This is a genomic window from Falsiroseomonas stagni DSM 19981, assembly GCF_900114315.1.
GTDB lineage: Bacteria > Pseudomonadota > Alphaproteobacteria > Acetobacterales > Acetobacteraceae > Falsiroseomonas > Falsiroseomonas stagni.
Genome location: NZ_FOSQ01000002.1, coordinates 334,737 through 350,086 on the forward strand (window position 1 = coordinate 334,737; position 15,350 = coordinate 350,086).

General features: G+C 71.9%; 14 protein-coding genes. 9 read left to right on the plus strand and 5 right to left on the minus strand.

From position 1 onward, the window contains the following. Nucleotides 1-11 precede the first annotated feature (11 nt). Nucleotides 12-761 carry a YebC/PmpR family DNA-binding transcriptional regulator gene (locus BM041_RS08420; RefSeq protein WP_092958325.1) on the minus strand — a complete coding sequence of 250 codons (750 nt, stop codon included), beginning with the start codon at nucleotides 759-761 and terminating at the stop codon, nucleotides 12-14. Nucleotides 762-926: 165 nt separating this feature from the next. On the opposite strand from BM041_RS08420, the gene BM041_RS08425 reads away from it, so the two are divergent. Together BM041_RS08425 and BM041_RS08430 are read left to right on the plus strand one after the other, a co-directional pair. Then, nucleotides 927-2,795 (plus strand): putative bifunctional diguanylate cyclase/phosphodiesterase, encoded by a 1,869-nt coding sequence (locus BM041_RS08425; RefSeq protein ID WP_175533821.1) that lies wholly within the window; start codon nucleotides 927-929, stop codon nucleotides 2,793-2,795. A 72-nt stretch (nucleotides 2,796-2,867) separates the two neighbouring features. Next, nucleotides 2,868-3,326: a GNAT family N-acetyltransferase gene (locus BM041_RS08430; RefSeq protein WP_092958329.1), complete on the plus strand. Its 459-nt coding sequence runs from the start codon at nucleotides 2,868-2,870 to the stop codon at nucleotides 3,324-3,326. Here BM041_RS08430 and BM041_RS08435 read toward each other — a convergent pair. From BM041_RS08435 to BM041_RS08445, 3 genes are read right to left on the minus strand one after another with little or no spacing between them, the layout of a single operon-like run. Then, complete coding sequence (locus BM041_RS08435; protein WP_092958330.1) at nucleotides 3,220-4,875, minus strand: cryptochrome/photolyase family protein; 1,656 nt, start codon at nucleotides 4,873-4,875, stop codon at nucleotides 3,220-3,222. The two genes, BM041_RS08430 and BM041_RS08435, sit on opposite strands and share 107 nt — an antisense overlap. Continuing rightward, nucleotides 4,872-5,480, minus strand: coding sequence for a DUF6134 family protein (locus tag BM041_RS08440; protein ID WP_092958332.1), 609 nt, complete (start codon nucleotides 5,478-5,480; stop codon nucleotides 4,872-4,874). Before BM041_RS08440 ends, BM041_RS08435 begins: the two co-directional genes overlap by 4 nt. After that, nucleotides 5,480-6,217, minus strand: coding sequence for an SDR family oxidoreductase (locus tag BM041_RS08445; RefSeq protein WP_092958333.1), 738 nt, complete (start codon nucleotides 6,215-6,217; stop codon nucleotides 5,480-5,482). The genes BM041_RS08440 and BM041_RS08445 overlap by 1 nt, the downstream gene beginning before the upstream one ends. Nucleotides 6,218-6,325: 108 nt before the next feature. Between BM041_RS08445 and BM041_RS08450 the strand changes: the two genes are divergently transcribed. The 7 genes from BM041_RS08450 (at nucleotide 6,326) to BM041_RS08480 (ending at nucleotide 14,498) form a co-directional block, all read left to right on the plus strand. After that, nucleotides 6,326-6,883: a SixA phosphatase family protein gene (locus tag BM041_RS08450; RefSeq protein WP_092958335.1), complete on the plus strand. Its 558-nt coding sequence runs from the start codon at nucleotides 6,326-6,328 to the stop codon at nucleotides 6,881-6,883. Between the two features lie 106 nt (nucleotides 6,884-6,989). After that, nucleotides 6,990-8,417, plus strand: a complete 1,428-nt coding sequence (locus BM041_RS08455) for a CYTH and CHAD domain-containing protein (RefSeq protein WP_092958337.1) — start codon at nucleotides 6,990-6,992, stop codon at nucleotides 8,415-8,417. Between the two features lie 166 nt (nucleotides 8,418-8,583). After that, on the plus strand, nucleotides 8,584-9,084 hold the full coding sequence (locus BM041_RS08460; RefSeq protein ID WP_175533822.1) for a thermonuclease family protein: 501 nt from the start codon (nucleotides 8,584-8,586) through the stop codon (nucleotides 9,082-9,084). A gap of 183 nt (nucleotides 9,085-9,267) precedes the next feature. After that, nucleotides 9,268-10,575, plus strand: coding sequence for a citrate synthase (gene gltA / locus BM041_RS08465; protein WP_092958340.1), 1,308 nt, complete (start codon nucleotides 9,268-9,270; stop codon nucleotides 10,573-10,575). Nucleotides 10,576-11,032: 457 nt separating this feature from the next. Next, nucleotides 11,033-11,683: a hypothetical protein gene (locus BM041_RS08470; protein ID WP_245761981.1), complete on the plus strand. Its 651-nt coding sequence runs from the start codon at nucleotides 11,033-11,035 to the stop codon at nucleotides 11,681-11,683. 178 nt (nucleotides 11,684-11,861) lie between these two features. Next, entirely contained in the window at nucleotides 11,862-12,848 is a 987-nt protein-coding gene (locus BM041_RS08475) for an ABC transporter substrate-binding protein (RefSeq protein ID WP_092958342.1), read from the plus strand. Then, complete coding sequence (locus BM041_RS08480; RefSeq protein ID WP_092958344.1) at nucleotides 12,849-14,498, plus strand: ABC transporter permease; 1,650 nt, start codon at nucleotides 12,849-12,851, stop codon at nucleotides 14,496-14,498. It begins immediately after the preceding gene. Nucleotide 14,499: 1 nt separating this feature from the next. Here the strand turns inward: BM041_RS08480 and BM041_RS08485 are convergent, their stop codons facing one another. Beyond that, on the minus strand, nucleotides 14,500-15,321 hold the full coding sequence (locus tag BM041_RS08485; RefSeq protein ID WP_092958346.1) for a sulfite exporter TauE/SafE family protein: 822 nt from the start codon (nucleotides 15,319-15,321) through the stop codon (nucleotides 14,500-14,502). Between the last annotated feature and the right edge of the window lie 29 nt (nucleotides 15,322-15,350).

Here is a 15,350-nt window from a genome sequence, read left to right on the forward strand (position 1 = left end):
TTTACCGCGTTTCAGGCGCTGAGGCGTTCCATCGCCGCCGCATCGACCTCGAAGTTCGCATAGACGTTCTGCACGTCGTCATGGTCATCGAGGATGTCGAGCAGCTTCAGCACGTCCCGCGCCCGCTCCTCATCCAGGTCGATGGTGGTGGAGGGCCACCATTCGAGCTTCGCGGCCTCCGCCGTGCCGAACTTCGCTTCCAGCGCGTCGCGGACGGCCGCGAAATCCTCGACGGCGCAGGACACCTCGTGCCCCTCCTCGCCGCTCTCGACATCCTCGGCACCGGCCTCGATCGCCGCTTCCAGCATGGTGTCGGCGCTGGCGGCGGCGACGGGATAGCGCAGCACGCCCTTGCGCTCGAACTGGAAGGCGACCGAGTTGCTCTCCCCGAGCGCCCCGCCATTCTTGGCGAAGATGGACCGCAGATCGCCGCCGGTGCGGTTCCGGTTGTCGGTCAGGGCCTCCACGATGACGGCCACGCCATAGGGGCCGTAGCCCTCGTAGCGGACCTCCTGGTAGTCCTCCCCGGGCCCGCCGACGGCGGCGCGCTTGATGGCACGGTCGATCGTGTCCCGGGTCATGTTCGACGTCAGCGCCGCCTTCACCGCGGCCCGCAGCCGCGGGTTCATGGCCGGGTCGGGCAGCCCCGCCTTGGCGGAGACGGTGATTTCCCGGATCAGCTTGCCGAAGGCGCGCGCCTTCTTCGCGCCCTGCGCCGCCTTGCGGTGCATGATGTTCTTCGCGTGCGAATGGCCGGCCATCGCCCCGTATCCCTGTCTTGCCCGATTTCACCGGGGGGTCCGCGCCCCCGCTGCGGCGCCCCTATACCGGCCCGCCCCCGCCTGCGGCAAATCGCGCAAGCGCCGGGGTTGAACATCAATGCCCCGCGCAACCCCTGGTTCATCAATGCGGCGCATCATGGCCGCATGGCCCGTAACGCCCGCCCGGCTTCGATCGTGCCCTCCCCGCCCCCGCCCCTCGCGGCCCTGCTGGCGCTGCTCGCGCTGCTGGTGACGGCGCTGGCGCTGCTGGCGAGCAGCGCGATCACGGACAGGCTGCTCCGCGCCGATGCCCAGGCCAGGGTCGAAGGCTGGGGCGCGGACCTGCTCCGCCGCAGCCCCGAACTGGCCGCCATGCTGCGCGGCGGCAGCGTCTCCGAATCCGGCCTCGTGACGCTGGAGGCGATCCGCGCCGGCGGCGATATCCTCCAACTCCGCCTCCTCGGCGCCGATGGCCGCGTCCTGGTCAGCGATGGCGCGCCCGACCTCGCCAACGCCGTCGTCACAACACGCGTCGCGCTGCGCGATGCCACGGGGCGTGCCGGCACGCTGGAAGTGGTGCTGGACCAGGCGCCGCGCCGCGCCCTGTTCCGTGACGCCGTCCGCCTCGCGGAAGGCTCCATCGCCATGTTCGGCGGCGCCGCCTTCGCCCTCCTCGTCTGGCTGGCGCTGCGCCGCCAGCGCGAAAGCAGCGCGGAGGCGCAGGCCCAGTTCCTCCGCCGGCATGACGCCACCACCGGCCTCGCCACCCATGCCGAATTCCGCGAAAGGCTCGACGCCGCCCTCGCCATGGCGCGGGAACAGGGCTGGCAGGTCGGCGTCCAGGTCATCGACCTCCGCCGCTTCCGGGAGGTGAACGAGACGCATGGCCACGCCGCGGGCGACATCGTCCTCTCCCTCATCGCCACCCGCCTCCGCGGCGCCGTGCGGCGGGAGGATGCGGTGGCCCGCCTCGCCGGGGACCGCTTCGCGGTCGTCCAGTCCGTGCTGCACGAACCGGCCGCCGCCGCCCGCCTGGCCGACCGCCTGGCCGACACCATCGCCAACCCCTTCGCCCTGCCGGACGGCCTTTCCATCACCATCGCCGCGGATATCGGCCTGGCCATCGCGCCGCATGACGGGGAGGATGCCGAAACCCTGCTGGACCGCGCGGAAAAGGCACTCGCCACCGCGCGGGCGGAACCGGACGCCACCATCCGCAGCTTCGAACCCGCGATCGATGCCGAAGCCCGCCGGCAGCGGGAGCTGGAACGCGACCTCCGCGCCGCCATCGCCGATGGGGCGCTGACGCTGCACTACCAGCCGCAATACCGCCTGCGCGACCACGCGCTGGTGGGGTTCGAGGCACTGCTGCGCTGGCACCACCCCGAACGCGGCATGATCCCGCCCGGCGACTTCATTCCCCTGGCGGAACGGAGCGGCCTCATCATCCCGCTCGGCGCCTGGGTGCTGCGCGCGGCCTGCGCGGAAGCCGCGCGCTGGCCCGCGCCGGTGCGCGTCGCGGTGAACCTCTCCCCGGCCCAGTTCCGCCATGGCGGGCTGGTCGGCACCATTGCCGACGCCCTGGCCACCCACGGCCTGCCCGGCCACCTGCTGGAACTGGAAGTCACCGAAAGCCTGCTGCAGCGCGACGCGGCGGAGACGGAGCGCCTGCTTCGCGCCATCCGCGGGCTCGGCGTTTCCATCGCCATGGATGATTTCGGCACCGGCTGGTCCAGCCTGGCGCATCTCTGGCGCTTCCCCTTCAGCAAGCTGAAGATCGACCGCGCCTTCATCCGCGACCTCGGCCATGATCCGCGCCTGTCCGCCATCGTCGCCACCATCGTGGGCCTCGGCCGCATCCTCGGCATGACGGTGGTGGCGGAGGGCGTGGAGACGGACGAACAGGCCCGCCTGCTGGCGCAGGAAGGTTGCGACCAGGTGCAGGGCTGGCTCTATGGCCGCGCCATGCCGGCGGAAGAAGCCCGAGCGCTCATCGCCGCGCAATCGGATGCCAACCAGCGCAAGGTCGCCTGACCGTCACACCCTGACCGTCACACCCTGACTGTAACACAGGGCCCGGCAACGCCATGCTACAGCGGCGGCGCCATGACCCTGCTGATCCGCCCCGTCGCCGAAACCCCGCATGTCCCGACCATCGCTGCCTGGCTGCACGCGCAATGGTGGGCCGCCGGCGGCTACTCGCTGGCGCAGACGGAAAGCTTCCTCCGCCAGGCCACCGGCCCCGCCGCCCCCTGTGCGCTGGTGGCGGAGCGTGATGGCCTGCCGCTCGGCACCGCCACCTTCGACACGGATGACCTGCCGGCGCGCCCCGACCTCTCCCCCTGGCTTGCCTCCGTCCTCGTCGCGCCGGAGGCCCGCCGCCAGGGCATCGCCACCGCCCTGGTCGCCGCCGTCGAAGAATTGGCGATCGCCCAGGGCGTCCGCCGCCTCTGGCTCTTCACCCCGGACCAGGCGCCCTTCTACGCGGCGCGCGGCTGGGTGCGGTCGGGGGCGGAGGAATATCGAGGCTCCCCTGTCGTGCTGATGCACCGGGATTTTCCGTAGCGGCGCCCGCTTCAAGCCCCGCCAGGAAGGCCGCGGCTTCCTGCTTCATCGCCGCCACCTTCTCCGGCGCCATCTTCGCCAGTGTCCGGACCGGCATCGCCATCCGCGGATTGCGGCCGAACCGCTCGGCGTGGCGACTGATGAAATCCCAGTAGAGGAAGTTGAAGGGACAGGCGCCCCGCTTGTCCCCCTTCTGGCCGGTGGCCTTCTTCACGTCGTAGGCACAGCCCCGGCAATGGTCGGACATGCGGTTGATGTAGGCGCCGCTGGCCGCATAGGGCTTGGACGCCATGACGCCGCCATCGGCGTGCAGCGCCATGCCATGGGTGTTCGGCAACTCCACCCATTCATAGGCGTCGGCATAGACGACCATGTACCATTCATTGACCTCGGCCGGGTCGATCCCCGCGAGCAGCGCGAAATTCCCCGTCACCATCAGCCGCTGGATGTGGTGGGCATAGGCCAGGTCCCGCGTCTGGGTGATGGCGGCGCGCATGCAGGCCATCCGCGTTTCCCCCGACCAGTAGAACCACGGCAGGGGCCGCGTGGCGCCCAGCGCGTTGGTGTCGCGGTAGGCCGGCATGCGCAGCCAGTAGATGCCGCGGACATATTCCCGCCAGCCGAGGATCTGGCGGATGAAGCCCTCCACCGCGTTCAGCGGCGCGCGGCCCTGGCGATATGCCGCCTCCGCCGCCCGGCAGGCCTCCATCGGGTCCAGCAGCCCGCAATTCAGCGCCGCCCCCACCAGCGCGTGGAACAGCGTGGGCTCCCCTTCCGCCATCGCGTCCTGGTAATCGCCGAAGCGCGCCAGGCGATGCGCCACGAAATCATCCAGCGCCTGCCGAGCCTCCCCGGCCGTCACCGGCCAGGCGAAGGCGTCGAGCGTGCCGAAATGGTCCGCGAATTCCCGTTCGACCAGCGCCATCACATCGCGCGTCGTGTCGTCCGGCGCGAAGCGGCGCGGCCGCGGCGGCTTCACGCCGGGGTCGAGCGGCTTGCGGTTCTCCGCATCGAAGTTCCAGGCCCCGCCGGTCGGCTCATCCGGCGCTTCCATCAGCAGCCCCGTGGCACGCCGCATCTCCCGGTAGAAGAACTCCATGCGGAGCTGCTTCTTCTCCCCCGCCCAGGCCCGGAACCGCGCCATGGAGCACAGGAACCGCCCATCCTCCCGGATCTCCACCGGCAGGCCGGTCAGCGCCTCCCATCCCCGCATATCCTCCAGCACCCGCCATTCGCCGGGCTGGGTGACGATGATGCGGGTGGCGCCCGACTCCCGCGCGATGCGCGCGACCTCTCCCGCCAGGGACTGCGTGTTGGCCGGATCGTCCAGCCGCGAATAGGCGACGCGCAGCCCCTCCGCCCGCAGCGCATCGGCGAAGTGCCGCATGGCGGACAGCACCAGCGCGATCTTCTGCTTGTGGTGTTTCACATAGGTGCATTCGGACCGGACCTCGGCCATCAGCACCAGGTCGCGCGCGGGGTCGATGCCCGCCAGCGCCGACAGGCCGCGGGAACACTGGTCCCCCAGGACCACCCTCAGCGTGGTCATGCGCGTTCGTACCGCACGGCGCTGCCATCCTCACCGGTGGTGGCGAAGCCCACCCATATGCCGGCGGCGTCATAGGCGATGTCCGCGCCCTCTCCCCCCACCAGCACCACCCGCACCCCGCCGCCCGGCAGCGCCGTCCGCGTCAGTTGCGGCGCCACCGCCTGGCCCATGCGCGGGTCGAAGAGCGGCCCGCCATCGGTCAGCGTCGCCCGGCGCCACCAGGTCAGCGGTGCCGCCTCCGCCGGCAGCCTTGCCTCCCCCGCCGTGCCGCGCAGCAGGATCTGCCCGCCTTCCGCCCGGGCCTCGCAGAAGCCCGGCGTGCCGTTGCGATCCAGGCGCGATCCCAGCGAGACCAGCCGGTCGCCGCGCCAGTTCTCCACTGTCTCATGGCTGTAGCGATAGACGGTGATGCCGATCAGCTTCACCTCCACCCGCACCAGGCTCCGCGCCTCCAGCACCCCGCCATCGAGGTTCCTGAACGTCACCTGGTGCGTCCCCACGGCCGTGCCGTTGCGGATCAGCCGGAAATTCACCGCCGCCGGCGCGGCCTTTACCGGGCGAGCCATCAGCACCGCCGGCAGCAGCAGCGCGGCACGCCGCCGCATCACCCGCGCCCCGCCAGCGCCGCGCGACCCCCATCCACGCCGATCACCTGCCCCGTCATCCAGCCCGCGGCCTCGGACAGCAGGAAATCGGCCAGCGCCGCGCTGTCATCCGCCTCGCCGAGCCGCGGGATCGGGTGCTGCTTCGCGATCGCCTCCGCCATCTGCGGGCTCTTCGTCAGCGGCTCCGCCAGCGCGGTGCGGGTCAGGCTGGGCGCGATGCAGTTCACCCGCACCTTGGGGGCAAGGTCGGCGGCCAGCGACACCGTCAGCCCCTCCACCGCCGCCTTCGCCGCAGCGATGGCGACGTGATTGGGAAACCCCTTTCGCGCCGCGACGGAGGAGAACAGCACCACGGAGCCACCGCCCCCTTGTCCCCCATGGGCCGCCAGCGCCCCCGCCGCCGCCTGCACCGCCAGCGCCGGCGCCGCCGCGTTCAGCCGGAAGGTTTCCACCAGATCGGCCTCCGTCACCCGCGCCAGCGGCTTCAGCACGATGGAGCCGACGCAGAAGGCGAGGCCCGCCAGCGGCGTTCCCGCCGCCGCGACCGCCGCCGCCACCTGCGCGCGGTCCGTCACATCCGCCACCGCATGGCCGGCGCCCAGCTCCGCCGCCAGCGCCGCCAGCCGCGCCGCCCCGCGTGCCACCAGGAAGGGCCGCGCCCCGCGCGCGGCCAGGCGCCGCGCCAGCGCCTCCCCGATTCCGCCCGTCGCCCCGAAGACCAGCACCTGACCCGTCATGAACCCATCACCCGTCAATCGCCGCGCTCAGATGGGCCGCCCCCCGGCCGGCGGAAGGGCCACCCCGGGACGGGAGACAGGATCGCCCGGCCATGGCAGGATGCGGCGATGCGCCAATTGCTGCTGCTGCGCCACGCGAAATCCTCCTGGGATGATCCGCGGCTTTCGGACCACGCCCGGCCGTTGAATGCGCGCGGCCGGCGCGCGGCGATCGGCATGGGCACGGCGATGCGCGACCTCGGCCTGGCGCCGGACATCGTCCTCGTCTCCTCCGCCCGCCGCACCCTGCAGACGCTCGAAGCCATTTCGCCGATCGAGGGTACACCCCTGATCGAGCCGATGGACGACCTCTACCTTACCACCTGGACCTCGCTGCTCGACGTGCTGCGCGGGGTGCGGGAGACGGCGCGGAGCGTCCTCCTCATCGGTCACAACCCGGGCCTGCACGACCTCGCGATGGCGCTGGCCGGCGCCGCGGCCATGGCGGGGGATGGCCCGCTGGTGCGCCGCCTGGCCGCCGCCTACCCGACCGGCACGCTGACCGAATTCGCCGTCGCCCTGCCCTGGCGCCAGCTGGAAGCCGGCGGCGGCCGCCTGCTGCGGGTTCTCTCCCCCGCCGACCTCCCGGGCGCGGAACCCGCCGACGCCTCGGACCCGATGGCCTGAGAGCTTGTGAATTAATGCCCGAAAGCGCCGGAATCCGAGGGAAAATCCCAATGATTTCAACGGGCATTAATGCTCAAGCTCGATTCTTTCACAGGCTCTGACGGCCATGACGCCCCCGCCGCCGATCACCTGGGAGTCGGTGCTGGACCCCGGCCTCGCGCCCCGTCTTCTCCGCCACCCCGCCATCGCCGCCCGCCGGGCCGGCCCCACGCGCTCCGCCCCCCTGGTGCTGGAATGGCGGGACCGGGCCGATGGCAGCCTGGCCGAAGCCGGCCTGCTGGTGGAGGAAGCGCGCGGCGGCGAGGCCCGGCTGGTCCAGGCCCTCCCGCCCTCCACCACCCTCGCCTGCCCCGCCACCCCGGCCAGGCCCACGGAGGGGGAGGTGCCGGAGGATGCGGACCAGGTCCTGGCCACCTTCCTCGGCCGCCGCGCCATCCTGCCCCTCGCCGATGGGGTGGAGGCACGGCTGCTGCGCGGCGCGCTGCGCCTCGGCGATGCCGAACGCCCCGTCGCCCGCCTGATCCTCTCCGGCCCGGCGGAGGCTGTCGCCGCCACCATGCGCGACCTGGCCGCCAGCATCCCGCTGCTGCCGCCACTGGCCACGATGGCGGAGGAAGCCCACGCCCTCGGCGCCGGGACCACGCCCCGCGCCCCCCGCCTGGGGGCGCCGCTGCTCGATCCCGCCATGTCGGTGGAGGACACGCTCCGCCACGTCATCGGCCACCTGGCCGCGGTGCTCGCCTGGCACGCCCCCATCGCGCTGGCCGGGCAGCATCCCGTCGGCGTCCACCAGATGCGGGTGGCGCTGCGCCGCCTTCGTTCCGCGATCCGCGCCTTCCGCCCCGCGGTGGATGGCCCGGCGCTGCGGGCGGTGGATGGCAGGCTGAAGGCGCTGGCGTCGCTTCTCGGCCCCGCGCGGGACTGGGATGTCTTCCTCGGCGGCCTTGGCGCCGAGTTGGGCGGCGCCCTGCCCGGCGATGCCCGGATGGCGGCGCTGCTGGTCGCCGCGCGGCAACGCCGCGACCTCGCCTATGCCGAACTCGCCGCCCATCTCCGCGGCGCGGATTTCCGCCTTCTGCTCTGGGACCTTTCCGTCCTGGTCGCCTGCACGCCCTGGCAGGTGGAGGAAACCGGCCCGGTCGAGGATTTCGCCGCCAGCCTGCTCTCCAAGCGGTGGCGACGCCTCGGCGCGGTCGGCCCATTGATCGGCGATCTGCCGGATGCCGAGTTCCATGCGCTCCGCCTGGACGGCAAGCGGCTGCGCTACGTCGCCGAACTCTTCGCCCCCCTCTGGGGCCGCAAGCGCGGCCGGCGCTTCCTGGAGCGGCTGGCGGCGGTGCAGGAGCAGATGGGCCTGGCCAATGACGCCGCCGTGGCCCGGGCCCTGGTGGCGCCCCTTGGCCCTGAGGGCGGAAACTGGGCCACCGGCGTCGCGGAGGGGTGGGTCCTGGCCCGGTCCCGCCGCGCCCGCGGACGTGCCGCCAAGGCATGGAAGGCGCTGATGGGGGCGGAACCCTTCTGGAATCAAGGCTGAAGGCCGGATTCCTGCTTCAATTATTGAAGATAAATGAATGGGTTGCGCGCGCCTTACCGCTTGGGTTACCCGTTGGGCCTACCCCCACTGCCCTCACGGCCCCGTGACCCGACATCGCCGACTGTTCCGTCCCGCCCCCACCCCACGCCGCTGGCGGGGCCCGATCATGGCCGTCGCCGGCGCACTGATCGTCGCCGCCCTGTCCGGCGTCGGCCTGCCACCCGACCTCATGGGATCCGCCCCGCGGGAACAGGACTGGTCGGCGCTTGCCGCGGAGGTCCGGGTGGTGGATGGCGACACGCTTCGCCTGGGCGACCGGACGCTGCGGCTCGCCGCCATCGATGCGCCGGAACGCGGCCAGGCCTGCGCCGATGGCGCGGGCCTCGGCTTCGATTGCGGCGCGGCGGCGGCGGAGGCCCTGTCCCGCCTGGTCAATGGCCGCTCCGTCCTCTGCACCGTCAGCGGCCGGGACCGCTTCGGCCGGGGACTCGGCAGTTGCACCGCCGGGGGCGTGGACCTGAATGCCGGCCTGGTCACGGCCGGCTGGGCCCTGGCCTATGGCGACGATGCGCGGATGCTCACCCTCGAAGCCTCGGCCCGCGCCGCCGGCCGCGGCCTCTGGGCCGGCAGCTTCACGCGGCCCGAGGAGTGGCGCCGCCGTCACTGAGGTCGCCGTCATGACGAAGATGGCAACAGGCGCGTAACGCCCGCGGGCGCATTCTCGGCCCCGCAAGCTTGAACACCCCCCCACGTTGCCAACAGGCGCGGCAGGCTCTTATCTTGCGCCGCACCATAACGGTGCCGAGAGCAAGCGGCCCGGCACCCACCCCCGAGTGCGAGGAAGCATCATATGACCACAACCCCCAACGGGTCCGTCACCTTCACGCTCGACGGCTCGAACCGCAGCACAAAGCTGCCGGTCCTGTCGGGCTCGATCGGCCCGGATGTGGTCGATATCCGCAAGCTCTACGCCGATCTCGGCGTCTTCACCTTCGACCCCGGCTATGGCGAGACGGCGAGCTGCGAGAGCCAGATCACCTATATCGACGGCGACGAAGGCGTCCTGCTCTACCGCGGCTACCCGATCGAGCAGCTGGCCGAGAGCTCCGACTTCATCGAGGTCTGCTACCTCCTGATGAACGGCAATCTGCCCAATGCCGCCCAGCTCGCGGAATTCCGCAAGGGCGTCACCTACCACACCATGGTGCATGAGCAGATCCGCCGCTTCTTCGACGGCTTCCGCCGCGATGCCCACCCGATGGCGGTGATGTGCGGCGTGGTCGGCGCGCTGGCGGCCTTCTACCACGACAACCTCGACATCAATGACGCCCGGCAGCGGGAGATCGCGGCCTTCCGCCTGATCGCGAAGGTGCCGACCATCGCGGCCATGGCGTACAAGTATGCCCTCGGCCAGCCCTTCGTGTATCCGCGCAACGACCTCAGCTACGCCGCCAACTTCCTGCACATGCTGAACGCGGTGCCGGCGGAGCCCTATACCGTCTCCCCCATCCTGGCGAAGGCGATGGACCGCATCCTGGTCCTGCATGCGGACCATGAGCAGAACGCCTCCACCTCCACCGTCCGCCTGGCCGGCTCCACCGGCGCCAACCCCTTCGCCTGCATCGCCGCCGGCATCGCAGCTCTCTGGGGCCCCGCCCATGGCGGCGCGAACGAGGCTGTTCTGAAGATGCTGGCCGAGATCGGCAGCGTGGAGAACATCCCCGCCTTCATCGAGAAGGTGAAGGACAAGAACTCCGGCGTGAAGCTCATGGGCTTCGGCCACCGCGTCTACAAGAACTTCGACCCGCGCGCGAAGATCATGCAGCAATCCTGCCATGAGGTGCTGGCCGAGCTCGGCATCAAGGACGAGCCGCTGCTGGACATGGCGATGGCGCTGGAGAAGGTGGCGCTGGAGGACGAGTACTTCGTCAGCCGCAAGCTGTACCCGAATGTCGACTTCTATTCGGGCATCATCCTGAAGGCGATGGGCATCCCGACCAGCATGTTCACGGTGATCTTCGCCGTAGCGCGCACCGTCGGCTGGGTGTCCCAGTGGAAGGAGATGGTGGAAGACCCGGCGCAGCGCATCGGCCGCCCCCGCCAGATCTACACCGGCCCGGCGAAGCGGGACTACGTGCCCGTCGCCAGCCGCGGCTGAACCAGCCGCCCCGCCGAGCCTGCCAGAGCCCCGCCGGCCCCGCCGGCGGGGCTTTTCGCTGCCCACCGCCCGGGCCGCCCCCACCCCTCCCGGTGCCCAACCGCTGGCCTTCCAGCCCGCCGGACCCATGCGCCGACGGCAATCGGCCATTGCAAAAGACGCAAGCTACGCCACCCCCTCCCTCCACCGCGCTGCAATTGCGGCGACGCGGCCGGCAATTGCGGCGAACCGCCAAGCAATTGAATCCTTGTGGAAAACTCGACTTCCGCAATTGCGGAGGACCCACCCGCCCCCGCTGAACTGCCCACCACCACCACACCAGGAGGCCGCATCTGGACGGCATCTACAACCGGAGCAGGCATTTTCTTAACGGATTCGGAAAAAACGCCTTGAAAGCGCAACGGGTTCCGGGAATCTATCTATGTAGGGTTGATATCCACAGGGGGACTTAAACCAAATGCGTGAGATGCTCAGGATCGGCTCCGGCAAGGTGCTGGACGAACTGGTGCGGGCGCGGCTGCGGCTCTGGCCCCAGCAGCCGCCCGGCGTGACCGTCACGCCGAAGCAGCCCGGCACCTGGCTGCGGGGCAGGCCGGGGGAGCCGACGCTCGTCGCCCAGCCCTTCCTCAAGCTGCCGGGGACCAACACCTACCGGACCATCCCGGACGGCCTCTGGCTGCATTTCAGCCCGGACCCGGCCGACCGCTACGCCGACATCCTCTGCATCGAGGCCTGCGGCTCCATCGCCAACCTCCAGGACAAGCGCGCCCGCTTCGCGCCCTCCACCACCTCGCTGCTCGTCGTCTGTCCGCTGCGCTGGCTGCTGGACCCGGTGGGGCCGGAGGACCGGACCCCGCGCTGGAAGCTGATCCGCCTGCTGCGGGACATGCCGACGGAACCGCTGGTGCTGCCGGTGCGGGATCTGCGCGTGCTCTACGGGCTGAAGTCGCGCCACTACCTCGGCTTCGCGCGGTCGCAGATGCCGCAGCCGCATGAGTATTTCTGCCCGATGGATGCCCTGACGGCGGAGGACGGGCACACGGCGCCGGAGATGCGGTCCCTGATCGGCCGCGCCAGCGCCACGGCCAACTTCATGACCCCACCCTGACGCCTTCGCCGCCGCGCCGGGGGTCGGGGGACCCCCGGCGGGGTGGCGCACCACCAGGCAAGGCGACACAGGAACTTCACATACCCCCCCTGCCCGGAACGCGAGGACGCCGGTAGATGGCTCCGGCGGGGATGCCGTGAAACCGGCGCCACCGCGGTATGAAGGGGGAGAGCACGGCATGGCATTCGGCAGGCGCCCACTCGGTCTGGCGGCAACCGCCCTCCTGGCCCGTCCCGCCCTGGCGCAAGGGCTCAACGGCCCGCTCGTCCTCTATACCTCCCAGCTCGAACCCGACGCGGCCCAGACGGTGGAGGCCTTCCGCCGGCGCCACCCCGGCGTCACGGTGGAATGGATCCGCGCCGGCACCGGCCAGATCATGACCAGGCTCCGCGCGGAGATCGCCGCCGGCCAGCCCCGCCCCGACATCCTGCTGCTCGCCGATGGGCTGACCTTCGAAAGCCTCCGCGCGGAAGGCCGCCTGCGCCCGAGCCCGGAAGTCGCCACCGCCGGCACGCCGCCCGGCCAGGTCGATCCCGGCCGCGCCTATTTCGGCACCAAGCTCATCACCACGGGGATCATGCACCACGCCCGCGCGCCCTTCGCGCCGCGGAAGTGGGAGGATCTGTTGCAGCCCCGCGCCCGCAACCAGGTGGCCATGCCCTCCCCCGCCGTCTCCGGCGCCGCCGCGATCCATGTGACGGCGCTGGTGCAGAACCCGGCGCTGGGCTGGGACTATGTGGAGAAGCTGGTCCGCAACGGCGTGCAGGCCCGCGGCGGCAACGGCCCCGTCATGCAGGCCGTGGCGGGGGCGGAGCGCGCCTTCGGCATCGCCATCGACTACCTGCCCATCCGCGAACAGCGCAACGGCGCCCCCGTCCGCTTCGTCTTCCCGGAGGACGGCGTCTCCGCCATCACGGAACCGGCGGCGATCCTGTCCACCACCCGCAACGCGCCCGCCGCCATCGCCTTCATCGACTTCCTGCTGAGCCGGGAGGGCCAGGAACTGGCCTCCCGCCAGGGCTTCCTGCCGATCGATCCGGAAGTGGCCCCGCCCGCAGGCTTCCCCGACCCGCGCAGCATCCGCATCATGCCCTTCGACGCCGCCCGCGCGGCGCGGGAGCAGGAGGAAATCCTGCGCCGCTTCGCCCAGCTCATCGGCGGCTGATTGACCAGGGAGGGTCCCGGGAAGGCGACCGTCGCGCTGGCGGTGGCCTGGCTGCTGCTGGTCGGCGCCCTGCCGCTGGCCCGGCTGCTGGCGGAAAGCCTGGCCGGCCCGGCCCTGCCCGCCGCCATCGCGGACCCCGCCACCTGGCGCGCCGCCTTCTGGTCCCTGGTCCTGGCGCTGGGCGCCGCCGGGCTGGCCACCGTCGCGGGGGGCGCGCTGGCCTGGGCGCTGCTGCTGCGCGGCCTGCCCGCCCGGGGCGCGCTGATCTTCTGCGCCGTGCTGCCGGCGCTGGTGCCCGCGCAGGTCATGGCGCTGGGCTGGATCCAGGCCGGTGGCCCGGCCTCCCCCCTGCTGCTGGCGCTCGACCTGGCGCCGCCCATCGGCACGCCGAACCCGATCTATTCGGCCGCGGGGATGGTGGCGCTGCTGGCGGTGCAGGCCACGCCGCTGGTCTTCCTGGCCATCGCCGCCCTGCTGCGGCGCGTGCCGGGGGAGGTTGTGCTGGCCGCCCGAGGCCTGGGCGCGACGCCGGACCAGGCGCTGCGCCGCGCGGTCTGGCCGCTGCTGGCGCCGGGGCTGCTGGCCGGGGCGGGCCTTGCCTATGTGGCGGCGCTCGGCAATTTCGGCGTGGGTGCGCTGATCGGCATCCCCGCCCGCGTGCCGGTCCTGCCGGTGCTGATCTGGCAGAGGCTCTCGGCCGGCGGCACCGCCAGCCTGGCGCAGGCCGCGGCGCTGGCCCTGCTGCTGGCCGCCATGGCCGCGCCCGCCTTGGTGCTGCAGGCCATCGCCGCGAAGCGCGCGCCCGCCGCCGGGCGCCTGGCCTTCGAGGCCCTGGCCCTGCCGCCCCCTGCCCGCGCCGCCGCCCTGGCCGGCGTGCTGCTCTACCTCGGCATCGTGCTGCTGGTGCCGATGCTGGCGCTGGTGGCCGCCGCGCTGGTGCCCGCCATCGGCATGGAATTGTCGTCCGGGACCGCCACGCTCCGGCATTTCCTGACCGCCCTCGCCCCCGGCGCGCAGACCGCGCGGTCCTTCGGCAATTCCCTGCTGCTGTCCACCGGCGCGGCGCTGGTCCTGGCGCTGGCGGCACTGCCCATCGCCATGGCGATGCGGGCGCGGGCGGTGCGCATCGCCACCACCGCGACGGACCTGCCCTATGCGCTGCCCGGCGCCTGCACCAGCGTCGCCGCCATCCTGGTGGTGCTGTCGCTGCCGGGCGGCGGCGCGCTCTACGGCACGCTCGGCCTGATCGGCCTGGCCTACCTCACCCGCTTCCAGGCGCTGGCGCTGCGCCCCGTCGCCGCCGCCGCAGCACGGCTCGACCCCACGCTGGACGAGGCCGCGCGCGGCATGGGCGCGGGCGCGCTGCGCCGCCTGTTCAGCGTGCACCTGCCGCCGCTGGCCCCGGCGCTGGCGGCCGGCGCCATCCTGGTGTCGCTGACCGCGGTGAACGAGGTGACGGTCTCCTCCCTGCTCTACGGCCCCGGGACGCAGACGCTCGGCGTGCTGGTCTTCAACCTCCAGGAAAGCGGCCAGTCCCCGCTGGCCGCCGCCGTCTCCTGCCTCGCCCTGCTGCTCAGCGCCGCGCTGATGGCGCTGGCGACGCTGGCGGGCCGCCGCCTGCCGGCGGGGACGCTGCCCTGGCGGGTTTGAACTACGTCACCAGGCTCCAGAACATCCGCACCACCGTCAGCCCCAGGAACACCGCGAAGCACCGCTTCAGCAGCAGCGGCGGGATGGAATGCGCGAGGTGCACGCCCCAGGGTGCCGCGATCAGGCTTGCCGGCACGATCAGCGCGAAGCCGATCAGGTTGACATAGCCCAGGCTGAGCGGCGGCAGCATCGCGTTGCCCCAGCCGCCATAGATGAAGCCGATGGTGGCGGGGATGGAGATGATGACGCCGAAGGCGCTCGCGGTGGCCACCGCGCTGCGGATCGGTGCGCCGAACATGGACAGGATCGGCACCCCCACCGTGCCGCCGCCGATCCCCATCATCGCGCTGATGCCGCCGATGAAGGTGCCGAGGGCATGGCGCCGCTTCCCGGTCGGGAAGCTCTCCCGCAGTTTCCAGTCCACGCCCGTGAAGCCCATGTTCACCGCGACCAGCAGCGCGATGACGGCGAAGACCGCGGTATGCGCACCCCCTTGCACCACGATGCCGAGCAGCGTGCCGATCAGCACGCCGGCCGCGATGGAAGGCACCAGCGACCGCAGCAGCGGCACGTCCATCGTGCCCTTGGCGAAGTGCTTGCGGGCGGACTGGATGGAGGTCGGGATGATCGTCGCCAGCGATGTCCCCACCGCCAGCTTCATCTGCACCTCCTCCGGAATGCCGAAGAGCGGAAAGATGCTGAACAGGACGGGGACGATGACGATGCCGCCGCCGACGCCGAGAAGCCCGGCAAGCAGGCCGGAGAAAAGCCCGGTCGCCGCCATCGCTGCGGCCAGCCCGGCCAGCCACAGCGGATCGTACATATGGTCCAAGGAAGCCACTCTCTGATGGT